The organism is Chitinophaga japonensis, assembly GCF_007830125.1.
GTDB lineage: Bacteria > Bacteroidota > Bacteroidia > Chitinophagales > Chitinophagaceae > Chitinophaga > Chitinophaga japonensis.
The window spans coordinates 1,505,115-1,531,465 of the sequence record NZ_VLLG01000003.1 but is presented as its reverse complement, the minus strand read 5'-3'; the positions used below and the strand labels follow the sequence as shown (position 1 = coordinate 1,531,465).

Sequence of the window (26,351 nt, the reverse complement as noted above, 5' to 3'; positions counted from 1 at the left end):
ATCAGGGCAACAACTGCCCGGTGTACAGTTTCGTGGTGTAATGGAATTTCACCATGTTCTGCTGCTGGTGCCGGTAGAATATTTCTTCCAGTTCCCGCATCATGGCCGCGTAGGCAGGATGCGCCGCATCGGGCGCATAGGAAGAGGAAAGCAGCCGGCCTTTCAGCCCATGGAGATCAAACAACTGTGCATTGGGAAAGGACTGTTCCCGGCAGGGCGCCGGCGCAAAGAACGCGGCGATCTGCTTCATGCTGACGTTCCGGTGGTGGGTGGTTTTGTAATCAACGGCATAGCGTTCCAGCAATTGCTCATAGTCCTTTTCAAAGCCCGTCCCGGTTTCCCGCTCGTTCCAGATCAGCGCCACCCAGCCATGGCCGCGGGCAATGCGCCGGAACTCCGTTCTGGCCGCCTCCTGGTTGAACCAGTGAAAGGCCTGTCCCGCCACTACCAGGTCTGCGCAGGCGTCCGGCAGCATGGTATGCTCCGCGCTGCCCGCTACCGCTGTGAAATTGGCGTACCGCTGCAGCGCCTTTTCCGCCGCCTCCCGCATTTCCTTATTCGGTTCCACCCCCAGCACCTGGTTCCCGTTTTCCAGGAAGGGCAACGAAGAGATGCCGGTGCCGGCCCCGATATCCGCCACCACGGTATTGGGAGTAAGCCCCGTTTGTTCCTCCAGTGCGGGAATAATAGCGTGCGGGTAGTGCGGGCGGTACCTGATATAGTTTTCAACCCGGTTGCTGAAACGTTCGGTGTTTTTCATGTGCGCATGTTTGTATACCTGCCAGGTATTTAAAGGTAGAGAAATAAAAATTTATAGTTTTATGCCGTTTAAACCGGTTGTATGGAGCTGTGGAGAAACAGGATGCTGCTTTTGCTGCTGTCCGTCACTTTAATGATGAACCGTCTGCCCGCCGCAGACCATCCCGTCAGGTACCTGGGCATAGAGAATGGCCTGTCCAATAATGCAGTGATCAATATTTACCAGGATCGCAAAGGCTTTATGTGGTTCGGCACCTACGATGGCCTGAACCGCTATGACGGCTACCGCTTCAAGGTGTACCGCAACCGGGTGGGCGACAGCACTTCCCTGGTGGACAATGGTATATATACCATTGAAGGCGACGGGCAGCACCGGCTGTGGATAGGCGGCCGCAAGGGCGCCAGCGTGTTTGACCCGGCAACGGAACGGTTCTCCGCCGCCAGGTACATGCCGGCCGGCAGCACCGCCAGCCGGCCCGTGAGCGGCAACATCCATGTTATTAAAGCCGGCCGGGACGGCATGGTGCTGATCGGCACGGAAAACAGCGGCCTGCTGCTGTTTGAAGGCAACATCCACACGGGCCGGCAGATCCCCCTGCAGGAGGGCGGCCGGGCATCAACGGATTATGAAGTAACGGGAATCGACCTGGCGGCAGACGGGCGCAGCGCCTGGGTGGCCGTACAGGGCCGGGGCCTCTGCTGGTATGACGCCGCCGCCAAAACGCTGCGCATCCTGAACGGCACGCCCGGCAAGGTGAACTGCCTGAAAGCGGGCGCCGGCGGCCAGCTCTGGCTGGGCACAGACGAGGGGCTTTTCAGGTACGACCCGCGCAGCAACACCTTCTCCCCCGATTACATGCCGGAGCACTGCAACGTGGTGGCCCTGTGCATAGACCGCCAGGGCGCGCTCTGGATAGGCTCCGACGGCAACGGCCTGCTGGTGCTGTATCCCGGCAGGGAAAAGGCCAGCCCCTTCCCCGCCCCCGGCAGCCGGCAGCAGCTCAGCAGCAACGCTGTTTACTCCCTGTACGAAGACCGGGAAGGCCGCAAATGGATCGGCACCCTGCGCGGCGGCATCAATATCATTGATCCGCGCCCCCAACCTTTTGAGCTGCATGCTTTTCATGACGACAGCATTTTCGGCTCCATCAACAATTTCATTTTCTCCTTTTGCGAAGACAAGACCGGGAACATATGGGTCGGTACAGACGGTGGCGGGTTGAAATACTGGAACCGGGAGCAGAACACCTATACCCGTTACACCCGTAACCGCAAGGTTCCGGGCTCCCTGAGCAGTAATTTCATTACCAGTATCCTCTGCGATGCACAGGGCGACATCTGGCTCTCCACCTGGTTTGGCGGCGTAAACCGCTTTCACAAAGCCGGCGGCGCCTTTGAGCGCTTCCCCTGTTTTAATCCCTACACGGGCGCAACGGAAAACAACGTATGGCTGGTATATGAAGATGCGGCGCGCACCCTCTGGGCCAGCACCACCAACAATGGCACCCTGTACACCTTTAACCGCGCCGCCGGCCGCTTCGAGCTGTTTGACAACGCGATAGCCAATGTCCAGTGCCTGGCGGAAGACAGCCGGGGGCGCCTCTGGGGCGGCAACTACCATGCGCTGATACAAATAGACCGGCAATACAAACAGCACCGGTTTTTCGATATCGGCTATACCGTCCGCTCCATACACGAGGACCGGCAGGGCCGGCTCTGGGTGGGCACGGACGGCGGCGGCCTGCTGCTGTTCAATACGGAAACCGGCGCCGCCACCCGCTTTACCGACACGGACGGGCTGCCCAGCAATACCATCCTCCGCATACTGGAAGATGACAAGGGGCGACTGTGGCTCAGCACCTACAATGGCCTGTCCCGGTTTGACCCTGCCGGGCCGTCGTTCCGGAACTTCAGCCAGTCAGACGGTCTGCAGAGCAACCAGTTTGCCTACAACGCAGCCCTGAAGCTGCGCTCCGGGGAGCTGATGTTCGGCGGCATCAAGGGGTTCAACATCTTCTACCCGGACAGCCTGTACGAACGGGAGGAAGTACCGCCCGTGCTGCTCACCGGCCTGAAGATCAACAATGCCCCGATAAGGCCAGACACGCAATATGTACGGATACCCTATAATGAAGCGGTGCTGTCCCTCGATTTCGTGGCGCTGGAATACAGCTCCCCGGACAAGATCAGCTACGCCTATTACCTGGAAGGCTGGGATAAGGACTGGAACTATGTAGGAGAGCTGCGCAACGCCAATTACACCCGCTTGCAGGAAGGCAGCTACACCTTCAAAATAAAGGCGGCCAATGCCGGGGGAACGTGGGGACCGGAGGTACGGGCCCTGCGCATCACCGTGCTGCCCCCCTGGTACCGGGCCTGGTGGGCCTGGCTGCTGTACACCGCCTGCGCAGCCGCCGGCATCTATTTTTACATCAGCTACAAGGCCCGGCAGGAGCGCCTGAAGTATGAAATAAAGCTGGCCCACCTGGAAAATGAAAAGGAAAAAGAGCTGAACGAGCGCCGGCTTACCTTCTTTACCAACATCTCCCACGAGTTCAGGACCCCGCTCACCCTGATCATCAATCCCCTGAAAGAGCGGCTCCAAAACCGCGAGGCGGATGGCAGCGAAAAAGAGCTGAACGTAGTGTACCGCAACGCCCGCCGCCTGCTGAGCCTCGTGGACCAGTTGCTGCTGTTCCGCAAGGCGGACACGGAAGGGGACCGGCTACAGGTAACCGCCCTTAACCTGGTAGAGCTGTGCCGGGAGGTATACCTCTGCTTTTCCCAGCAGGCCAGGGCCCGGAACATCACCTACCGCTTCAGCGCCGGCAGCGAACAGGTGACCTTGTATGCCGATCATGAGAAACTGGAAATAGCCCTTTTCAACCTCCTGTCCAACGCCTTCAAGTTTACGCCGGATGGTGGCGCCATCCTGTTTGCCCTGCAGGAGACCGGCGCTTCCGTCAACATCTGCATTTCCGACAGCGGTTGCGGCATCCCGGAGGGAATGGGCGACCGGGTATTCGAGAAATTCCGGCGCGCCAACGCGCAGGAGCATAAAAAGACCGGGTTCGGCATCGGGCTGTACCTGGTGAAACATTTCATAGAAAGCCACCAGGGCAGCATTGCCTACCGGAGCGGCGCCAACGAAGGCACCACCTTCCTCATCCGGCTGCAAAAGGGGAAGGCGCACCTGCCCGGCGCCCACCTGGCCCCCGGCCCCGCCGGCAGGTCCGGCATACTGGAGGAGTTGGCCGAGGGCGCCGCCATTGCCCCGCAAAAGGGAAAAAAAGCGCTGCCAGACCCGCCGGTCGCCGCACCGGAGCTGCTCACGGAAAAAAGGTCCATCCTGCTTATAGACGATAACGCCGAGATCAGGGAATACCTGCAGCAGCTTTTTGCCGCCCAGTTCATCCTGTATGAAGCGGACAATGCCCGGGACGGCTTTGCGCTGGTGCAAAAGCACCTGCCGGACCTGGTGATCAGCGACATCCAGATGGAAGGCATGGACGGCGTGGAGCTGTGCGCACGGATCAAGCAGACCGACAGCCTTAGTCATATCCCCGTGATCCTCCTGACCTCCGCCTCGTCTGCAGACACCCAGATAAAAGGACTGGCCGAAGGGGCGGACGATTACATCACCAAGCCCTTTGAAAAGGAGCTGCTGCTGGCCAAGGTGGATAATATCCTGAAGAACCGCTACCTGCTGCGGCAGTATTTCCTGGACCAGATCACCCTGAAGCATACCAGCATTAAAGTACCGGCGGAGTACCGCGATTTCCTGGACCGCTGCATCCGGATCGTGGAAACCAACCTGGGGAACGAGGACTTTTCCATCAAAACATTTGCCCTGGCCATTGGCATGAGCCATTCCAGCCTGTATAAAAAGGTAAAATCCATTTCCGGGCAAACCGTGAATGCCTTCATCCGCTCCATCCGGCTCCGGAAAGCGGCGGTGCTCATGCTGCGGGAGCATTACACCATTAACCAGGCCGCCCAGCAGGTGGGGATCAATGACATCAAGTACTTCCGGGAGCAGTTCTGCAAATTGTTTGGCATGAACCCTTCCGAATATATAAAGAAGTACCGCCACTCCTTCAACGGGGACCTGAACGTGATAAAAATCTGATTTTACCCCCCTTTTTAAATGATTTACCCCCTCTCTACCCCCTTTTTGCAGGGGTATTTTGCGCATTAACAGTTCTTTAACAGCCATTTGCTGTTCCGAACCCCGGCAACGGGGTTGTACAACAGCAATTTGCTCTCAGGCAACAGCAATTTCCTGTTCTGAAACTCCTCAATGGGGATATACAGGAGCAAATTGCTGTTAGGCAACAGCAATTTCCTGTTCTGAACCTCCTCAATGGGGTTGTACAGGAGCAAATTGCTGTCAGGGAACGGCAATTTCCTGTAACACCACCTCCTGAAAGGGGCAGTGAACAATAAAAACTTCACAAAAAACTGAAAAGACCTGGCAGGTTTTAAAAACCTGCCAGGTCTGAACCAACTTGAGCTATTTATTTAATCAAACATTCTCGTTATGAAACTGAGCAACGTGCATTTTCGCCCACCGGAGGCCTCCGGCAGGGTGCTCCTGGGGACTTTTATAAACACCAAACATCCACGTATGAAAAAATTCCTGTTACTTATGATCTTATTCCTCCCCGCGGCTTTGCTCCATGCCCAGCAACAGCCCATCACGGGGAAGGTGATCTCGGAAGGCGCCCCCGTGCCCGGGGTGGCCGTAAGGGTAAAGCACACCAACCGGGGCGCCGCTACCGACAATAACGGGCAATTCAGCCTGTCGGCCAGTGTAGGGGATACACTGGTATTCAGCCACCTTTCCTACACTGCGCAGGAAGTGCCGGTGAAGGACCTTTCCTCCCTCACCATTACGATGGCCTCCCTGAGCCAGAACGTGAACGAGGTGGTGGTAGTGGGTTACGGCAGCCAGAAAAAGGCTACCCTCACCGGCTCCCTTTCCGTGCTGAAGGGCGCCGACATTGTGAAAAGCCCGCAGCCCAACGTATCCAACTCCCTGTCGGGACGGTTTTCGGGCCTCATAGCCAACAACCGCTCCGGGGAACCGGGATACGACGGGTCCAATATATATATAAGAGGACTGGCCACCACCGGCAACAACGATGTGCTGGTAGTGGTAGACGGTGTGCCGGGGCAGATCGGCGGCCTGCAAAGGCTGGACCCGAACGATATAGAGAGCATGACCGTGCTGAAAGACGCTTCCGCCGCCGTATACGGCAGCCGCGCCGCCAATGGGGTGATACTCATTACCACCAAGCGGGGCAAGACCGGGAAGCCGGCCATCAGCTACAGCTTTAACCAGGGCTTCTCTTTCCCTACCCGCCTGCCCAAAATGGCGGATGCGGCTACCTATGCCACCCTCATGAACGAGATACAATATTATACCAACCCCTCCGGCGGGTTGAACCAGTTCTATACCGAAGAGCAGGTGCAAAAGTTCCGGGACGGCTCGGACCCGCTGAACTATCCCAATACCGACTGGCAGAAAGAAACCTTGCGCAGCATGGCCCTGCAGCACCAGCACAGCCTTTCTGTGAACGGGGGCAGCGAGAACGTGCGGTACTACGTATCCCTGGGCATGACCGGGCAGGAGGGCCTGTACCGGAACGGCGTTACGCAGTATAACCAGTATAATTTCCGGTCCAATATAGACGCCAATGTGACCAAACGCCTGAAAGTGGGGCTGTACCTGTCCGGCAGGCAGGAAGACCGCATTTTCCCGCAAACCGGCGCCGGCGATATCTTCCGTTCCATTTACCGCGCGTATCCTACGGTGGCGGCCCGCTACCCGAACGGGCTGCCTACCACCGGTATTGAGAACAACAACCCGGTGATGCAGGTAACGGACATTGGCGGCACCAATAAAAATCCCACGCAGGTGTTCAACGGCATCCTGAAAGGCGCTTATGATATTCCCGGCGTGGAAGGGCTTTTCCTGGACGGCTTCTTCTCCGTGGATAAATCCTGGAGCTCCAGCAAATCCTTCAGCAAGCCGTATATCGTATACAGCTACAACGCATCAGCGGATGCCTACAACCAGACCGTGGTGGGCGGGTCCAACGGCCTGGCGTCGCTCACGCAGAACCAACTGAACCAGTCGCTGGTCACTTCCAACATCAAGCTGAATTTCAACCGGCAGTTCGGCGACCATCATGTGGATGCTTTTGTGGCCTATGAGCAAAGCAAAACCACCCTGGACAGCCTTGCCGCTTCCCGGCTGAACTTCCCTTCCACGCAAACCCCGGAACTATCCCAGGGCGGATCTGCCGCTACGGACAAGAACAACGGGGGCAAGAGCTATAATTTTACCCGTAAAAGCTACATCGGCCGGCTGGCTTATAACTACCGGGAAAAATACCTGCTGGAAGCACAGGCGCGTGTGGATGGCTCCTCCACCTTCCCACCGGGTAACCAGTACGGCTTTTTCCCTTCCGTATCCGCCGGCTGGCGGGTATCGCAGGAAGACTGGTTCAAACCGGTGTCTTTCATCAACGACCTGAAGCTGCGCGGCTCCTATGGTACGCTGGGCAATGACAACGTGGGACTATTCCAGTACTTCGATAACTATTCATTTTATAACCAGTACGTGGTGGGTACAGATATTCACCCGGGCATAGACATCACCAAACTGGCCAATCCCAACATCACCTGGGAGACCGCCAAAAAGCTGGACCTGGGCATCAACGCGCAGTTCCTGCAGCATTTTTCACTGGAGTTTATTTACTTCCAGCAAAAACGCTCCAACATCCTCACCCAGCGGAATGCCTCCATACCGCAGGTATCCGGTATTGTGAATCCCAACGGCAGCGACCCGCTGGTGCCCTCCGAGAACATCGGGAAAGTGAACAGCAATGGTATAGAAGCTACCCTGGGTTATGACAATTCCACCCCGGGCGGCCTGCACTACCGCGTAAGCGGCAACTTCACCTACGCCAAAAGCAAGATCATCTTCATTGACGAAGCCGCCGGCGCGCTGGACTACCAGCGGCAAACCGGGCGCCCGCTGAATACGGACCTGCTGTACAATGTGATCGGCATTTTCAGAACGCAGGAAGACCTGGATAACTACCCGCACCTGGCCGGGGCGCAGTTAGGGGACCTGATCTACGAGGATTACAATGGCGACAAACAGATCACGGCTGATGACCAGGTGCGCACCAAGTACGGCAATATCCCGGAGATCACCTATGGCGTGGTGCTGGGAGCGGATTACAAAGGCTTTGATTTTTCCGCAGTGCTGGCCGGGCAAACCCGTGTAAGCCAGTACGTGCTGCCGGAATCCGGCACCGTTGGCAACTTCTACAGCAGTTGGGCCGACAACCGCTGGAGCCCCACCAATCCCAACGGCACCTACCCGCGTGCGGACAACCGGGCATCCGCTTCCATTAACGGCGGCCTTTACAGGAACAACTTCTGGCTGAACAATGCCTCCTTCCTCCGCCTCAAGAACATTGAGCTGGGCTATACCATCAATGCGGACCTGCTCAACCGGATAAAAATCGCGGGGCTGCGCGTATATGTGAATGCGTTCAACCTGTTCACCATCACGCAGGTAAAAGATTACGACCCGGAAGGCAGCAGCAGCTCCGGGCAGTTCTACCCGCAGCAACGGATCGTGAATATTGGTGCGAATGTTAAGTTTTAAACCGAAAAAAAGAAGCCATGAAGATCAGTAAGATTATATATATACCCGTACTCGTTATAGCAGGCGCGTTCGCCTCCTGTAAGCAGAATTACCTGGACATTGTACCCACGGACCGCGTTTCTGATGCCGCCGTGCTGGGTGACTCCGCCCTGTTTGAAGATTTTGTGATCAACCGCTACATGAGCATCAAGCTGCAGGACAAGGAAGGCGAGGGTACCAATCCCGGCTTTGGCAGGGGCTTTGAATACGCTATGTGGAGCGCCCTGACAGATGAATCCATTTATAACAACGACGATAACACCTGGCTGGTGCAGCGCGGGCAACTGGCCCCGGAAAACACCGGTATTGCAGGCACCATCTGGGGCAGAAGCTACCGCAGCATCCGCGAATGTAATTATGCATTGACCCATATAGACAGTGTACAAATGAGCGCCGGCCTCCGCGAACGGTTGACAGGCGAGCTGCGTTTTATCCGCGCGTTCCGTTATCATGACCTGATCCGCAATTACGGCGGCGTGATACTGATGGGCGATAAAGTGTACAACCTGGACGACGATCTTTCCGACGCCGCCCTGTTTACACGCTCCACCATCAGGGAATGCCTGGACTATGCCATCGCGGAGCTGGATGCTGCCGCGCCGTTGCTGCCCACAGCCAATGACAACAGTTGGCCACTGGGTAGGGCTACCAGAGGCGCTGCGCTGGCGCTGAAAGCGCGCCTGGCCTTATATGCCGCCAGCCCCCTGTACAACAGCGGCTCCTGGGCCGATGCCGCCGCCGCCGCCAAAGCGGTGATGGACCTGGGCCAGTATTCGCTGGCTGGCAATTACAGCCAACTGTTCCTGGATGCCAGCAGTAACGAGATCATTTTCTGCCGGCAGTTTGCCATCGGCGCGCGCCATGTGTGCCTGGAAATTGCCAATGGTCCCAACGGCTACAACGGCTGGGCGGGCAACACGCCCTTGCAGAACCTCGTGGACGCTTACCAGATGGATAACGGGAAGGATATTACCGATCCAACTTCCGGCTACGACCCGCAGCATCCGTATGATAACCGCGATGCGCGCTTTTACGCCACCATCCTGTACAACGGCGCTACCTACCGGAACAGCACCGTGCAGATATATACGCCCGGCGGAAAGGACAGCAAGGACGGCCCTTCCAACTGGAACACCACCAAAACCGGTTACTACCTGCGCAAGTTCATGGACGATAATAACCCTATAGATAATCCCTGGAATGTGGCAGGCCTGCAACCCTGGATATACCTCCGCTACGCGGAAGTGCTGCTGAACTATGCCGAAGCGCAGAATGAAGCTGTGGGGCCCGACGCCAGCGTGTACAACGCCGTAAACCTGGTACGGCAAAGGGCCAGCGTGAACCAGCCACCCCTGCCCGCCGGCTTATCACAGTCCGCCATGCGGGACGCTATCCGCAAAGAGCGGCAGGTGGAGCTGGCCTTCGAGGAGCACCGCTTTTACGACGTGCGCCGCTGGAGGATCGCCGATGTAACGGAAAATGAGCCGGCCTACGGCGTGGACGTTACCACAGACGGTAACGGCAATTACACCTACACCCGCAAGGTGGCGCTGAGCGGGCGCTCCTTCAGCAACAAACACTACTGGCTGCCCATACCCCGGTCGGAGATACAGGCTTCCAACGGCCGTATTACACAGAATGACGGATATTAAATGATAAATTTCAAATGATAAATGTAAAATGTAAAAGTTGGATGGATATGTTGCAACGCAACTTTACAGTATTATTAAACCACTGCTACCAACTTTTACATTTTACATTTATCATTTTACATTTTACATTCCACTAACGCTATGCGAAACATCATCATATTATTACTGGCCTGCCTGCCGGGCATACCGCGCCTGTACGGGCAGGTAAAGCAGGTATCCGTTAACGTGGATGCAGCCGTTACTTACCAGACCATCCGCAGCTTTGGCGCATCCGATGCCTGGGCCTGCCAGTTTGCAGGCGCCTGGCCGGCGGATAAGAAAAACGCCATCGCGGACCTCTTATTCAGCATGGACACTACCGCCGGCGGGCAACCACAGGGCATCGGGCTTTCCCTCTGGCGTTTCAATGTAGGCGCAGGCAGCGCGCAGCAGGGCGACAACAGCGGCATCGGCGATGAATGGCGGCGGGCGGAATCGTTCCTGGAACCGGACCACACCTATAACTGGAACAGGCAGGCAGGACAGCAGTGGTTCCTGCAGGCCGCCAGGGAAAGAGGCGTCAGCCAGTTCCTGGCTTTCCTGAACAGCCCCCCGGTGCAGCTCACGCGGAACGGGAAAGCATTTGCCACAAAAGGCAATTGCAACATAGACAGCAGCCGCTACCAGGACCTGGCTACCTATGTAGCACAGGTCATAAAAGGCGTACAGGCCCATACCGGCATCCTGTTCGGCTACCTGAGCCCGGTGAATGAGCCGCAATGGGACTGGAGCGATGGCGGCCAGGAAGGCTGCCCCTACAGCAATGCGCAGGTAAGCGGCCTGGTAAAGGCCATTAGCCAAACGTTTACGGCCCAACGCCTGCCCACGAAGATACTGGTGCCGGAAGCCGGGCAGCTCAACTACCTGTATGAAACCGCCAACAAGCCCGCCCGCGGCGCGCAGGTGAGCGCCTTCTTTGATCCCGCCTCCTCCGCTTACCTGGGGCAACTGCCGGCAGTGGAGCACAGCATTGCCGGGCACAGTTATTTTACTTCTTCTCCCTATGATACCGCCGTACAGGTACGGCAAAGGCTGGCGGCACAAGTAGCCGGGGTGAAGGGACTGGAATACTGGCAGTCCGAATACTGCATACTGGGCGACAATGCGGGCGAGATCAACGGCAGCGGCCGGGACCTGGGCATGGATGCGGCCCTGTACCTGGCCCGCGTGATACACCAGGACCTCACCATTGCCAATGCCGCAGCCTGGCATCACTGGCTGGCGGTGTCGCCCTATGATTACAAGGACGGCCTGGTGTACATTGACAAACAAAAAACGGACGGGCAATACTACGAGAGCAAAATGCTGTGGGTGCTGGGTAACTACAGCCGCTTTATCAGGCCGGGCGCACGGCGGGTACAGGCCACCCTGGGCGACAGCACGCTGGCCCCCACCCTGCTGGTATCCGCCTACCGCAATGCGGACCATACTTTCAGCATGGTGCTGGTGAATAACAGCGCCGCCGCGCTGGACGTTACGCTAAAGGGCGGCCCCTCCCTGCCGGACCGGTACCGTACCTATACCACATCGGCCGCCGGCAGCCTGGCGCCGGGGGGAATTATTGCCGCGAAGGATGGGTTGCGTGTGCCGGCGCGGAGCGTGGTAACACTGGTGGGGACACTACCTGCTTCCTGATCCACTCCACTATCATCTCCAGCACTCCGGGAGCCATATCTTCCTTCAATGTCGCCGGCTCTTCCCGCGTGCAGGTAATACAATGCTGGAACAGGTGGTTTAGGCCCGGCACTTTTACAATCATCACATCCTTATTGCGGGAAGTATATTTCCTGAAATTTTCCAGGTTTTGCGCGGCATCCACCATCAGGTCCTTATCCCCGTTCACAGCCAGGATGGGCGCCTGCACCTTTTCCAGCCAGGGCGCCGGGTCAAAACGGATGTGATAGCGGTACCAGGGCCCGGTGGCCACGTGTATATAGGATTCCAGCGGGAAGAAAAAGCGGCCTTTGTCATCCGGGTCGGGCGGGTGATGCAGCAGGTACAGGCTGTCCTGCCGCTGCCATACCGCAAAAGCCGAACGGATATGTTGCTCCAGGTCCGGTGACTGCGCATAAGTATATACCGTATCGAACATGAGATCATTAACGCTGTTGTACCGGTACTTTTTCTGTGCCGGTATGGACGCGCTGTTCACAAGGGCGCGGTTCTGCTGTTTAAGGGCCTGCAGGCCAGGTGTGGCCAGTCCTGCAAGACTGATCACAAAAGCCACCTCCCGGCTGGCAGCGGCCGCCATATACGCTGCGGCGCCGCCTTCGCTGTGCCCGATAAGACCCACAGCATGCGGGTTTACGCCTTTGTGCCTGCGCAACCATTGCAGGCTGGCCAGCGCGTCTGCCGCAAAATCGGCGGTAGTAGCTTCCGCGTAGTTCCCGGTGCTGGTTCCCACGCCCCGGTCGTCTACCCTTAGTACGCCAATGCCATGGCGGCCCAGGTAGTCTGCCATCACCCGGAACATTTTATGGCCCGCCATAGTTCCATCCCGGTCCTGCCGGCCGGTACCGGATACCAGCACCACTGCGGGGCAGTTTTCCCCGCCCTGCGGCAGCGTTAGGGTACCGCCGAAGCGAATGCTGCTGTCTGCATTATAATAATGGACGTCTGTAGCGATATAAGGCGTATCTGCCTGCGCGGATGCCGGTAGCCACCAGCATATACAGGCGATGAGGATATATACTGCTTTCATGTTTTCATTACTGATACTTAAAATAGGGAGAGCAGCCGCAGCCACTCTCCCGGGTCAATCACACTGCTTATGAGAAAGATCATTCTGCCTGCCTGGCCAGCGACACCATGATGCTGATCTCGTCTGCCAGCGCACTGGGACTACCCATGTATCCTACCTGCCCGAAACGTACATTGCCGGCGGGATCAATCACTATCTTAAACGGGATACCGGAGGTATGGATCAACTGACGGTAGGCCTCATAGGTGGCTTCGCCATTATCAAACAGCACCCTGAACGGATATCTTTTCTGCGCGATAAAGGCCTTTACTTTTTCCCGGTACTGCGGGTCCTTTTCCTGGGTATCAATAAAATAAAAGACCACGTTGCTGTCATCCCGGAAGCGCTCCTGCGCCATCTGCATGCCCGGCATGGCCGCTTTGCAGGGGCCGCACCAGGTGGCCCAGAAATCCAGCACCACTACTTTCCCGGACAGGGAGGACAGGGATACTTTATGGTTGTTCATGTCCTCCAGCACAAAAGGCGCCGCCGGCTGGCGGATCATCCTGCCGGCCAATTCCTCTTCCAGTAATTCCATTGTATGCGCATCTTTCAGGGAGTTGAGCCATGCATCAAAACCAGCCTCATTGCTATACGTGTGCAGGTACTCCTTTTTCAGCATATCAAAGATGGCGGCGGAAGCCTGGTTCATCCTTACGCTGTTGTGCAGCACGGCCGACAGCTCTTTTTCCTTCCCCGCCTTTTCCAGCAACCTGGCCTGTACTTCATTTAGCGTGGCGTTCCTGTAGCTGAACAACTGCTGCGCAAAGGCGGCCATTTCCAGCCCTGCTTTATCCCGACCGGTTTCCTGCAGTATATGCGCATGCGTCACATAATTGTTCCGGAACAATTTATCGCAGTAAGCGGTCCATTCGCGGGGTGAATAGTACCAGTACGCCTGTGGCCTTTCATTTTTCAGTTGCCGGAACCGCTCCAGCATAGCGGCAGACGCCCCGTACACATCCTTTGCCGGCGCGCTTTTCCAGATATCGTAAGGTATTTCCACCATCTTGTAGTAAGCAAGGGCCAGCACCGGCAGCGGCAAAACATCCAGGTAACGGCGCAGGAAAGTAGTATCCTTTCGGGCGATATAAATAGCGGCAATGCTCCGGTAAATCCTGTCATAATCTATACCTGCCAACTGGTCCAGCGCATGGTCCTGTGGGAAACGTTGGAGAAACTCTTCCTGCCGCGCCAGCACCTTTTGGCTGTCTTTCTCTTTCAGAACATAGGCGGATAATGCATTCCAGGCATCCAGTTTATTGATGATACCGGCGGGAAACTGCTGCCGCATAGCCGCGTGGATGGAGTCCGCCGTTTGCTGGTCTCCCAGGTATTTACTATACATAAGGGCGGTTACATACAGCTCCTTTTCCGTGGGCGCCGGCAGGTGCAGCATATAGCTGGCCGCGCGGTGGATACGTGGGTTGGATGCCGGTGGGTTGCCGGCAAGCATTTCCATTTTGGACAGCGCTTCCACGAAGGGGAGCACTACCTGCCTGGCCGCTCCCTGCTGGTAGCCGATCTCCTGGTTCATCCAGAAGTACACGGCCGTATCGCTGATATTGAGATGCTGATAGTAGCCGGGAATGCCCATATTGTACCTGGGGGCGCGCAGCAGGCCGTAGCCGGCGTATGCCCCTTTGTATTGCCTGCCCCCGCTGGCGCACATAATAATATAACCGGTATCGTTATTGTTGTCGGCCACCTCCCCTGCCGTGAACTTAAAGGCGAGCAGCCCGGTTGTCGAATCCAGGTGGATATCGGCGGTGTATCCTCCGTCTTTTGCGGGCCGCAGCGCCAGGTCGCTGACGGACCAGTGATACAAGGTATCATACTTATACACTACAGCGCCGGGCGGCCGTCCTGTTGCCAGCATCACGCTGTCGGGGTAGTACTGCATATGCACCGTATCCCCGGTAACGGGCCTTTCCGGTGTGATGATCCATCTTTTCTGTTGCGCATGCGCGTCCGTAATGCAGCAAAGAGCCGCCAGGCATACCAAAACATTTCTGAGTAGCTTGTTCATTACTTTGATTTATAGTTTCCGTCCGCTCAGGGATTTTGTTCAATCTCCGGGTTCAGGTTGATATAATACATGCCGATGGGAAATACATAGCGGTTGCTGTTAGGTTCCAACGTATAGCTATCGCCATGCCAGGTGCGGGTATAGGTGCGGGAGAACAGCGGATCATTTTTCAGGCGGCGCTGGTCAAACCAGGGCAGCATACGGCAAAAGAATTCCCGCCTGCGTTCCTCCACTACTTTTACAATGGCGTCATTGGCATCCAGGGCCGCCAGCGGCACGTAGTCCTCTGCTTTGAAGCGTTGCTGCCGGAGCCGGTTCACCATCTCCATGGCTGCCGGCGCGTCGCCGGCCCTGGCCAGGCTTTCCGCCTTTACAAGCATCATCTCCGGCACGGAGGTGCCGATGTTCCGGGCTTCGCCGGTAAGCCGTTCCCGGTAAAAAAAGCGCCCGGTGTAGCCGCTGCCCAGGTAGGCGGCGGCATCGGCCGTGAAGAGCTGGTAGCGCATATCGGCCGTGCCCAGCAAGGCCAGCAGCTCGTCACTCAAACGGAATGTACCGGGCGGATAACGGGCATCCGTATAGGCGATCTTTCCGAAAATGATCTCGGGGTCCTCCTGCCTGTGCGGGTAGGTGGTAATGGCGCCCAGGTCGTTCAGCGTGGACTGGAGCGCCAATGCGCTGTCTGCATACAGGCCGGCGGCAGGATAATCCGCCATCAGCAGGTACATCCTTGCCAGCAGCGAGTAGGCCGCCGCTTTGCCAGGCAGGGTATTGTACTCGCTGTGTTCCGGCAGGGAACGTACAGCAGTGGTAAGATCAGCCGCGATACGGTCATATACAACCGCTACGGAGGCCCTGTTCAATGGCTGATCCAGTGAAGGCGCCAGCAGCAGGGGCACACCGGGATCTGCTGCCGCTGTTGCCATGTTGTACGGCTTTGCATATTCATTTACCAGGTTTAGGTAGGCGTCTGCCCGGTGGGTGAGCGCTTCGGCCATCAATGCCGTTTTTTCGGCATCACTGCCGCTGCTGCCGGGCACTTCATCCAGCACTACATTACAGTTATAGATACGCGCGTAGTAAGTGTCCCAGTCACGATCCCTGTCCGTCGGCAACTCGTATATAGGCGACTGCCAGGTGTAGCAGGCCCTGAAATAATGGTAATAGCTGCTACCAGACAGGGCGGCCTGCTGTACGCTATCCGCGATGTTCACATCAGCGGAGGCAATATCGGGCAGTATGCCGCCCGGTTCGAATGTGGATGTATTGTTCAGGAGATAGCGGTAATTCTCCAGTTGCCCGGGTATCAGGCTCCCCTGCGTCTGGATATCGGTATATTTGCTGCAGCCGGCCAGCAGGAGCAGCGCGCTGCATAATATCACGGCTTTATTTTTAGCTTGCATTCTTTCCTTTTTTGACGTTTAGAAACCAACATTTAACACCAGGCTGTATTGGGTGACAGGCGGCATGTGCAGTACATTGCTGCTAAGCACCGGCACAAAATCCGGGTCCAGGCCGGCCTTGTTCTTTTTCCAGATAAGGCCGAGGTTACGCACCACGGCATTCACTTTAATGTTCCGCGCCCATACCTTTCCGGCCACGCTTTCCGGCACTGTATACCCCAGCGATAGCTCGCGCAGGCGTATGTAATCGCCCGGCTCCACGTTCGCATCCGAAAAGGCATAGCGGTACGCGCTACGACCGGCATAGATGCCCTGCACACCGGGCACCAGGGTATTGGTTTCATCGCCCGGATGCTGCCAGCGCTCCGCAATATCGCCGGAAAGACTGTAGTCGAACCGGCGGGTGCTGGGATAGTTGCTTACAGCGGGCCGGAGGAACACGCTGCCGAAGTTGTAAGTGGCCAGCACATACAGGGACCAGTTCCCGTACCGCAAAGTGTTATTGAAGGCGCCATAATAAGGCGCCGTTCTGCGGCCGGCATATTTCATGGCGCCGATATCAGACACATTCTGCGAAGGCCCCACCTTCCCGCCTTTCTCATCAAATATCTGCGTCATACCGGTACTGTCCAGCCCTGCGTTTCGGTACACCCATACGGCGTCGGTAGGATAACCTTCAATAGTGCCGCTCAGGCTGGAATAGAAACTGGAGGAGGGTTGAAACCGGTTGTCCGTTACCTTGTTGGTATTGTAGGAAAAGTTCAGGCCCATGTTCCAGCCAAAGCGCCGGTTATCTACCAGGGCGCCGTTCACCCCAATGTCCACCCCGCGGTTGGAAATGGTGACCCCGTTCAGCAGCAGGGTGTAGATGCTGCTGTACGTAGGATTGATCTCCAGCGGGTAAATGATATCTTTCCCGCTCTTGTTGTAAACGTCAATGCTGCCCCCCAGCCGCCCGTCAAACAGGGAATAGTCCAGGCCCAGGTTAGTGACATAGGTGCTTTCCCAGCGGAGCGCAGGATTGGCGGCAGCGCTGATACCGGCGTAGGGAAGCCCGGTTTGCTGGTCGGCGGCAGCAATGTAGATATTGGTGAACGGCCTCGCCTCCTGGTTGATATTGCCGTTTACGCCATACGTAAGACGCAGGGACAACGCATTTACCCAGACGGCCCTTCCCATAAAAGGCTCGCGGGCAATGTTCCAACTGATACCGGAAGACCAGAAGGGTTTGGCCCTGTACTTCCTGTCCAGGCCAAAGTTGTTGTAGTCGTCATACCGTAAGCTCCCGGAAAGCGTATATCTCCCCATGAACGTGTAGGCCGCATTGCCATAATAGGAAAGAAAACGTTTCCTTTTATCGTTTTGCTCCGGCGAACCGGAGAACCAGTTAACGCCTGTCACCGTGCTATACATCTGGCCGAAAGGAACCACCTGTGCGATGCCGGTCTGCTCATTGTAGCCGAACAGGGTAGCCCGTGCCGCACTTACGCTGGTCTGCCTGGCTTCCATACCGGCCAGGGTGGTCAGCTCATGTTTCCCGCGGAATGACCCGTTGTAGGCAAATTGTCCGCGTGCACTGTAGTTATTCAGGTCTGTACGGTTGGTAGCGAGTATGCCCCCCTGCGGCAGGGCATGTACCAGTTGCCCGTTTTGCATGGTGGTACCCATGTTATACAGGTCGCGGGTATAAAAGGAGTTTTCCCTGTTGAATATCCTGTTGGTAAAATAGCTCCTTTCCAGCGCATAGGACGCATTAAACGAAAGGCCTTTATAGATTGGAATGTTAAGGTTCAGCGTACCGGTATAGTTGTTATCCGATGCCGAGTTACCGGCCAGCGCCAGCTCATCCAGGTAATCGTATGCCCAGTCCCGGTAGCCAAGGCCCTGCAGGGAGTCAGCGTAGTGCCTGCCTATACTGTAGTAGAACCTGCCATGATTGCCCTGCTCATCCACAATACTGTTATAGGGCATAAAGGTGCGGCCGCCATTGCTTAACGCCCCTGCTCCTATCCCACCCTGCCGGTAATTAAAAAAAGAACCCTTCAGGCTCATAGACAGCGTGATCTTACGGATGATCCTGAAATCCTGGTTAGCGGTCAAAGTCATTCTTTCACCGAAATTGCCGATGGTGCTGGGCCGCTCTTTTGAATAGGAACCGGACAGGTAATAGGTATGCACATCACTGCCCCCGCTCACGGAAAGGTTGTACTGCTGGCTGGTGGCCCGCTGCATCAGGTAACGGCTGATCTGGCCATAGTTGTTTAGGGCGCCCATGGCGGCAGCGCGGGTATCGTATTCCGCCTGCGTAATGCGGCCGGACTTCAACTGGTAAGCAAGGTCGATCCCGTCGCTTACATAATACCTGACGCCTGCCGTGTAAGGATTATATATATAGTCGTTAATGATGCCCTTGTCCACCAGCTCCTTTTCATAGGCCAATACCTGGGTAGCGTTCATCAATCCCAGGTGATCCAGGGACGGGCGGTCCTGCGTGCTGAACCCCACGGAAAAGTTCACGACCGGCATGCGCGCGCGCCCTTTTTTTGTCTGGATGACGATCACCCCGTTAGCGGCACGTGCGCCCCAGATGGAAGCAGCGGCAGCGTCGCGCAGGAAAGTGATCTGTTCAATATCATTCGGGTTGAATGTTTTCAGGTCCAGCTCCGTGGGGAAACCGTCCACCACGATCAGCGGCATTCTTTCACTTTGCAGGGTGGTGTTGCCCCGGATGTTCAGGTTATAGTCATTCTGGCCGATGGTGCGGGTATTGCTGGCTGGCGCGGGCGTTACATTGTCATATACAAAGCTGTTATCTCCCGCGGTGATCGTCATCTGCAGGCCCGGAACCTGGCCTTCCAGGCGCTGGATCACATTGGCCACCGGTACTTTTTCCAGCTCTTTGCTCGTCACTACGCCAAAGGAGCCGGTAGCGCGTTCCTTCGGCAGGTTCACATAACCGGTAGATACTACCTCCACCGGCTTCAGGTAACCGGTTTTATCCTTCAGCACCACTTTATAGAACAGGTAACTGCCCAGGGGCACCTGCTGCGTTTCATAAGCGATACAGGACACCTGCAATGTGCGGGCGGCCAGGGGTACCTGTATGGCAAACTCCCCCCTGGTATTGGTGACGGCCAGCACCTTTGCACCGGGTACGATCACGGAAGCGGAAGAGACGGGCGCCAGGCTTTCGTCCATCACTATGCCCTGTACAAGGCGCCGGGTAGCCGTATCGCTTCCCGTTCTAACCTGAATCTCTGCAACATGAGGAGATGGCTGACCGGAAGCCGCCTGCGTATTGGCAGCGTTCCCGGTAGCCACCTGGTTGGTTTTCTCTTTTTCTTCCACGGGTGCAGCCGCCCGTTTTGCATAAATGGCGTATTGCGTTCCGCCCAGCTTTTTAAAACGGAGCGGGAAAGGTTTGAGCACAATGGAAAGATAATCCTCCACTTTCCGGAACTGGCCCGCTGCCGGGGGGCTTACCCGTTTGTTGCGCACCAGCTCGTCTTCATAGATAAAGGACACTTCATACTGTTTCGACGCCATCGTCAGCGCCTCTTTTAATGTAATGGTTGGTTGACTTTGGTTGATTACGGCAGCGAACATCCGTATGCTGCTTAAGAGCAGGCAACAGAAGGCCGCAATCCTTTTCAGATTGATCATGCCTGTTGATTTTGATTACAAAAACGTCCCCCTTTTGTGCGGGTAAAAAACTGTTAGTTGGGCATTACAATAATGGTTGATGTTCCCTGCTGTGTCACTTTTGCATCCAGGGTCACGGCAAGCGCTTCTATCAATATTTGTTTGTCTGCCATATCCAGCTCGCCGCTTATTTGCTTATGCAGCAGCGAGCTGTCTTTAAGCACAATATGGTACCCCCAATCATCCTCCAGCATGGCAAACAGGTCGGCCACGCTGGTTTGGTCCAGTTGCAGCTTGTGCTGCTGCCAACTGAGACAGGCCTTTACCGGTACCGATCTTTTCTCCAGGTTTCCCGCGCCCTTTTTATACCGGACCATGTCCCCCGGCTTTGACAACAGCATTTGCCGGTTGTCTGCCGCGGCCACCATTACTTTACCGGTATTGAGCACTACCGCGGTCACTCCCCGGCGGTTGCGCACGTTGAAGGATGTGCCCAGCACCCGGACGTCCACCTCGTTGCTGTGCACCTCAAACCGTTGCTGCGGCCCGTTCACCGCCAGGGGCTTTACCTTAAAAAAGGCCTCCCCGTCCACCCATACTTCCCTGGGTTTGCCGGCATTCCATGATTTGCTGTACCGTATGCTGGTATTACCATTCAGCACTACGATGGTGCCGTCCGGTAAAATGAGCTGCTTTACCTCTCCATATGCTGAAGCAACCTGCACCATCCGCTGATCCTGGCGGAACACCAACCAGGAGGCCACAAGCGCCAGCACCAATACCGCAGCCGCTTTCCAGGCATACCTGCGCAGGAAATACAGCATTCCTCCGGGAGCAGCGGTAACCACGTCCGCATCGATACCGGCGCGTATCCTGTCCCACATGGCCGTTTGCTGTGCAGGAAGGGGCCTGTCTTTTTTGACATACATGCTGCCGGCAATAGCCGCCGCACGGGCTACGTCCTCCTTTTTACGCGGGAAAGCAGCCAGGAACGCCTCCCAGAACTCCCGGTTCTCATCATCGGGGCAACGCACCCATTCCAGGAAGTAGGGCTCCGCTGCCAGTTGGTACATGTTCAGGTCCGCATAATATTGAATGGAGTGCTTCATGACGGTCTTATACTTGCATAAAGAAGGAAAGGGGCCAAAAGTGCCCCACTATTTTCATTTTTTTTTTTTGCTAGGCCCAATGCGGGATCAGGACCAGCAGTAGCAGGCTACCGGTCCCGGAAGCCATGATCCCGCGGAGGGCAGCCAGCGCCCTGGCGGACAGCTTGTACGTGGCCCGTACCTGCATTTGCATGATCCCGGCAATTTCCTCGAAGGACAAGCCTTCAAAGAACCGGAAATAAATGATCTCGCGCTGCCGGCCGGTGAGCTGCGCCAGGGCCTGTTGTACGCGCCGGGAAAGTATGGCCGCTTCCTCTCCTGCTATCAGCTTGCTGTCAAAAGCCACTTCAAAAGAGAAATCCAGGCTTTCTTCCGTATAGGTAGTACCGGAGCGGGTTTGTAACAATTGCAGCAAGGTATTGCGGAATGACCGGAGCAGGTAATAGGTGGGATTACTGCCTGCGGCCAGGTTGTGACGGTATTTCCATATGCTGATAAATGTTTCCTGTACGGCGTCCTCCACCAGGTGCGTATCCCCGGTAAACCTCTTCCCATAGCTGTAAAGCACCTCGTTATACTGCTTGTACAGCATCTCAAGGCCGGTTACATCGCTATTCCTGATGGCGTCCCATAAAAATTGTTCACTACGCAAGCATTACGGATTTATCATCTTCCATGACGCATAAAAATACTATAATTATTATATCTTTCGGGGAACCACATGCCTGTACTGTATGTATTTCCATCGTAAACTGATACCCGCCCTGCTATGCGGGATATTGCTGCTGCCCGCTATGCTGGCCATGGGACAGACAGGTTCCACCGCCGCACGCCGCAATGTGCTTTTCATCGTAATAGACGACCTGCGTCCTACCCTGGGCTGCTATGGCGACAGCCTGGCCTATACGCCCAACCTGGACCGGCTGGCGTCAATGGGGCTGCTGTTTGAAAGGGCCTACTGCCAGGAAGCCGTATGCGCGCCGTCCCGGTCGTCCGTGCTTACCGGCCTGCGCCCGGACCAACTGAAAGTGTGGGGGCTTACCCAACATTTCCGGACCGGTAATCCCCGGCTGGTCACGCTCCCCGAGTATTTTAAACGTAATGGTTATGTAACGGCATCGGCCGGGAAGATCTTCCATGACCCGGAAAGCCACCAGGACCCGGCATCCTGGTCTATACCTGCCCGGTATAACATCACAAAAAATGATCCCGGGCATAAATATATACTGCCGGAAAACCTGGGGAGTGGTAAAGGTAACGCCACCGAAAGGCTGGCTGTAACGGACAGCGCGTACATTGACGGCAAAGTAACAGATGCAGCATTGCAACTGCTGCGGCAGGTAAAGGACAACCCGTTCTTCCTGGCAGTAGGATTCCGGCGCCCGCACCTGCCGTTTTCCGCACCGGACAAATATTGGCGAATGCATGAGGGAAAACGCTTCGTGATCAGTAATGACCAACCACCGCAACAGGTTCCTTCCCTGGCATTGCATCATTCCCAGGAGTTAAGAGGCTACCGGGATATGCCGAAGCAAGGCCCGATCAGCGGGCCGACAGCGCAACAGCTATGGCAGGGCTACTATGCCACTGTCAGCTATGTAGATGCACAGGTAGGCCGGCTGCTGGACGAGCTGCAGCGGCTGCACCTGCTGGAAAATACCATTATCGTATGCTGGTCGGATCATGGTTATCACCTGGGAGAGCAGGGCTTGTGGTGCAAGGCCACCAATTTTGAAAATGCCGCCAGGGTGCCCCTGATCATTGCCGATCCTGCAGCAAAACAGCGCGGCGCCCACGTCAAGGAGCTGACGGAGCTGGTGGATATTTACCCTACCCTGCTTGATCTCTGCGGCCTGCCGGCGCATGCGCCCCTGGATGGTATCAGCCTGCAGCCTTATTTAAATGGCGCCGGCACTCCCCTTAAAAATTTTGCGCTCAGCCAGTTCATCAGGCCCTACAACGCGCTTTTCCACGAGGAAAACATTGCCGTAATGGGCTATTCCTTGCGCACCAAGCGCTACCGCTACACGGAATGGCGGCAAATGAGAAGTGACGCCATAGTAGCGCGCGAACTGTATGATCATGAACAGGATGCCGAAGAATCCGCCAACATAGCAGCTACCGCCGCCCCAGGTGCAATAGCGGCATTGCATGCACAGTTGCAGGCTGTGCTGGATAAGTGAATACGACGAATCAGAAAAATTTCGGACAGCTTACACGCAGGTCCCGTTTGGCCTTACCGCCGGAAGACAGGAACAAAAATCCAATGGACAGCTCATGAGATCCATTGCTGTAGCTTTCCAGCGGGCCTATTGAAAAATCATAGGCATAGCCTATGCGCAGGCTGGGAACCGGGAATATTTCCACCGCGGCTACCGCAGCATTACGGCCCACCAGGGATTTCTGCAGGTAGTCCTTACTATACAGGTCTACCCGGGTACGGTAAGAACCGCCGATCCAGATCTTGTCCCGGAAAAGTATGAACGCATTTACATCCAGGCTGGTAGGACCGCCCCGGTCGTCCTTCAGCAGGAAAGAAGGTTTGAACTGTACCTGCTCGCTTAGCGGGAACAGCATACCGGCGGTAAAATAGTAGTGCGGCTTCGGCTGCGGGATATATACATAGCGCGACTTATTGATATGCGGGGAGATGAGGTTATCCACTGAAAAGCCGGCATAAAAACGCTGATCCGCATAATAGACGCCCGCCCTTGCATCCGGCACAATAGTGCTTTGTGTACCGGCAGGCATATCCAGCTCAGGGTCCTGCGTGGAAAGCAGCGCACCGTTGATGCCCAACTGTACGATCCCGCCGCTGATGCCAAATGCCAGCCGGGCGGTGCCATCTTCATTCATCCGTATGCGATAGGCATAGCTGCCATACACGGATTGCGTGCTTTGGGCGCCCAGCTTGTCGCTGGCCACCTGCAGGGCCAGCCCTACATTGCCATCGTTCGTGACACCGTCCATCGCCAATGAAAAACTGCGCGGCGCCCCCTCGATGCCCGTCCATTGCGCCCGGTAGTAGCCATGGAGGTTCAGCACCTCCTTGTAACCCGCATAGGCCGGGTTGATATAGATGCCATTGAACATGTACTGGCTGAACTGTGCATCCTGCTGGGCAAATACCAGTTTGCCCAGCAATAAGCACATCGTCAATATGGCCCCTCTTTTCATCGGTTTTACTGTTTGAATTTGCGGATGATGGTCGTATATCCTTTGAACACTTCCCACCCGGACCCGCTGGTTTTCCTAATGCGTAACAGGTAATAGTAAGTGCCTTCGTTCAGCCCGTCGCCCTTCCAGTTATTCTGATAATGCTGCTGCCGGAATACCTCGTTGCCCCAGCGGTTGATCACGATCAGCTCATTTTCCGGGTACCTGTCGAGCCCGCGTATTTCGAATACATCATTTTTGCCATCACCATTGGGTGTAAACAGGGTAGGAATTTTGATATCGCCCACAACCACGTTCAACGTTACCATGGCGATGTTCGTCAGGTAGCCGTCCTCGTCCTGCACCTGGTAGCTGAAATGATCGTCCCCGGTGTAGCCGTTCGCCGGGATATAAGTCACGGTGCCGTCTTCATTTATGGTCGCCTGTCCGCGTACCGGCATGGTAATGATCGTCACGGTCGCCGGGTTGAATTCGGAATGCAGCGCATCATCGTTTGCCAGCACCGGGATAGTAACCGGCGTGTTCATTCTTGTTTCCGCCTCGTCATTATGTGCCCGTGGTGCAGCCGGCACGGCTGTTTCCGTAGGTGTGTCATTGTTAGCGGCGGTACCCGAGATATCCGTTACTGTTGTATTTACCGGCGTCTGCCCGCTTGCGGTGGCCGTGTTGCTCACGCTGCCCCGCTCCCTGTCTTCCTGCGTCAACTGGTACAGGACTGTTTCTGTAGCCAGCTCGCCCGGCTGCAGGACGGCGGTGAGCGTTCTGTTCAGGCCCAGCATGGGGTCCGTGATCGTTACATTATGCAGGGGTACATTGCCGGTATTGGTAACATTGAATATATAAGTAATGCTGGTTTTATCTGAGCGCAGCAGGGCGAGTTTTACCAGCGTGATACCCGCATTGGCCGTCACCGGCAGTACGGTGATGGTTACGGACACCGTGATTGTCCCCCCATGGCCGTCATTGACCTCTATCGTAAAATGATCTGTACCTGTATAACCGGCGTTTGGCGTGTAAGTGTACGTGCCATCGGGGTTGACCGTCACGATGCCATAGATTGGATCGGTGGCTTTGGTAAATGTGAGGGCGTCACCGTCGATATCTGCACCGGTTACAGCACCGCTGACCGGTGTTCCTTCATTGGTGGTGCGGTCGTCTCCCGTGCCGGTTGGCGCATCATTTACCGGGGTAACGGTGACCATTACCGTAACACTGGTTGTTCCTCCCTGACCGTCGCTGATCTCAATGGTAAAGCTATCCGGACCGTGGTAATTGGCGTTCGGTATATAGGTATATGTGCCGTCGGCGTTGACTACTGCTGTTCCATTTATTGGATCAGTGGATTTGATGAAAGTAAGCGCATCCCCATCCACATCTGAACCGCTTACCGAGCCACTTACAGGCGTATCCTCATTTGTAGTTTGCGTATCTCCCGTACCAGTTGGGGCATCATTTACCGGTGTAACGGTAATATTGATTGTTACGGTAGTGGTGCCGCCATTACCATCACTGATCTCAATCGTAAAATTATCTGGGCCGTGGTAATCAGCATTCGGTGTATAGGTATATGTGCCATCCGGGTTCACTACTACTGTACCATTGGCAGGATCGGCAGATTTGGTAAAAGTCAGTACATCGCCATCTACATCTGAACCGGATACAGCGCCACTTATAGGTATATCCTCTGGCGTCGTTTGTGTATCACCCGCCCCGGTCGGAGCATCATTTACAGTAGTAACAGTAATATTGACTGTCACGGTAATGGTGCCGCCATTACCATCACTGATCTCTATCGTAAAATTATCTGGGCCGTGATAGTTGGCATTCGGCGTGTAGGTATAAGTACCATCCGGGTTCACGACTACTGCACCATTCGTGGGATCGCTGGACTTGGCGAAAGTGAGCGCGTCACCATCGGTATCCGAGCCAGATACAGCGCCATTCACCGGTGTATCCTCAAGTGTGGTCTGCGTATCTCCCGTACCAGTCGGAGCATCATTTACAGCGGCAACGGTTATATTGACAGTCACAGTAGTGGTACCGCCGTTGCCGTCGCTGATCTCAATCGTAAAATT

Annotated in this window: 14 protein-coding genes; 5 read left to right on the top strand and 9 right to left on the bottom strand. The window is 55.8% G+C overall.

Going from position 1 to position 26,351, the window contains the following annotated elements:
• Position 1: 1 nt before the first annotated feature.
• A complete protein-coding gene (locus tag LX66_RS15240; RefSeq protein WP_145714967.1) occupies positions 2-760 on the bottom strand; it encodes a class I SAM-dependent methyltransferase in 759 nt (252 codons plus the stop codon).
• 81 nt (positions 761-841) lie between these two features.
• Here LX66_RS15240 and LX66_RS15235 point away from each other — a divergent pair, with 81 nt between their 5' ends.
• The 4 genes from LX66_RS15235 to LX66_RS15220 all read left to right on the top strand — a co-directional run bounded on the left by LX66_RS15235 (position 842) and on the right by LX66_RS15220 (position 11,811).
• Positions 842-4,888, top strand: a complete 4,047-nt coding sequence (locus tag LX66_RS15235; RefSeq protein ID WP_244620411.1) for a two-component regulator propeller domain-containing protein — start codon at positions 842-844, stop codon at positions 4,886-4,888.
• 519 nt (positions 4,889-5,407) lie between these two features.
• Entirely contained in the window at positions 5,408-8,446 is a 3,039-nt protein-coding gene (locus LX66_RS15230) for a SusC/RagA family TonB-linked outer membrane protein (RefSeq protein WP_244620410.1), read from the top strand.
• 17 nt (positions 8,447-8,463) lie between these two features.
• Entirely contained in the window at positions 8,464-10,137 is a 1,674-nt protein-coding gene (locus tag LX66_RS15225; protein ID WP_145714965.1) for a RagB/SusD family nutrient uptake outer membrane protein, read from the top strand.
• Between the two features lie 141 nt (positions 10,138-10,278).
• A complete protein-coding gene (locus LX66_RS15220; protein WP_145714963.1) occupies positions 10,279-11,811 on the top strand; it encodes a glycoside hydrolase in 1,533 nt (510 codons plus the stop codon).
• On the opposite strand, the gene LX66_RS15215 is transcribed toward LX66_RS15220, so the two are convergent.
• The 6 genes from LX66_RS15215 to LX66_RS15190 form a co-directional block, all read right to left on the bottom strand.
• Positions 11,735-12,877, bottom strand: a complete 1,143-nt coding sequence (locus LX66_RS15215) for an alpha/beta hydrolase family protein (protein ID WP_145714961.1) — start codon at positions 12,875-12,877, stop codon at positions 11,735-11,737. The two genes, LX66_RS15220 and LX66_RS15215, sit on opposite strands and share 77 nt — an antisense overlap.
• A gap of 79 nt (positions 12,878-12,956) precedes the next feature.
• Positions 12,957-14,945, bottom strand: coding sequence for a TlpA family protein disulfide reductase (locus tag LX66_RS28570; RefSeq protein ID WP_145714959.1), 1,989 nt, complete (start codon positions 14,943-14,945; stop codon positions 12,957-12,959).
• Positions 14,946-14,971: 26 nt separating this feature from the next.
• Complete coding sequence (locus tag LX66_RS15205; RefSeq protein ID WP_145714957.1) at positions 14,972-16,348, bottom strand: RagB/SusD family nutrient uptake outer membrane protein; 1,377 nt, start codon at positions 16,346-16,348, stop codon at positions 14,972-14,974.
• 18 nt (positions 16,349-16,366) lie between these two features.
• Positions 16,367-20,011 carry a SusC/RagA family TonB-linked outer membrane protein gene (locus tag LX66_RS15200; RefSeq protein WP_145714955.1) on the bottom strand — a complete coding sequence of 1,215 codons (3,645 nt, stop codon included), beginning with the start codon at positions 20,009-20,011 and terminating at the stop codon, positions 16,367-16,369.
• A 53-nt stretch (positions 20,012-20,064) separates the two neighbouring features.
• Positions 20,065-21,099 (bottom strand): FecR family protein, encoded by a 1,035-nt coding sequence (locus LX66_RS15195; protein WP_145714953.1) that lies wholly within the window; start codon positions 21,097-21,099, stop codon positions 20,065-20,067.
• A 70-nt stretch (positions 21,100-21,169) separates the two neighbouring features.
• Entirely contained in the window at positions 21,170-21,751 is a 582-nt protein-coding gene (locus LX66_RS15190) for an RNA polymerase sigma factor (protein WP_145714951.1), read from the bottom strand.
• Positions 21,752-21,833: 82 nt separating this feature from the next.
• Between LX66_RS15190 and LX66_RS15185 the strand changes: the two genes are divergently transcribed.
• A complete protein-coding gene (locus LX66_RS15185) occupies positions 21,834-23,282 on the top strand; it encodes a sulfatase (RefSeq protein ID WP_145714949.1) in 1,449 nt (482 codons plus the stop codon).
• A gap of 10 nt (positions 23,283-23,292) precedes the next feature.
• Here LX66_RS15185 and LX66_RS15180 read toward each other — a convergent pair whose 3' ends face one another.
• Both LX66_RS15180 and LX66_RS28160 read right to left on the bottom strand, forming a co-directional pair.
• On the bottom strand, positions 23,293-24,276 hold the full coding sequence (locus tag LX66_RS15180) for a PorP/SprF family type IX secretion system membrane protein (protein WP_145714947.1): 984 nt from the start codon (positions 24,274-24,276) through the stop codon (positions 23,293-23,295).
• Between the two features lie 5 nt (positions 24,277-24,281).
• The coding region (locus tag LX66_RS28160) for an Ig-like domain-containing protein (protein WP_158642648.1) at positions 24,282-26,351 on the bottom strand (2,070 nt) is incomplete at its 5' end.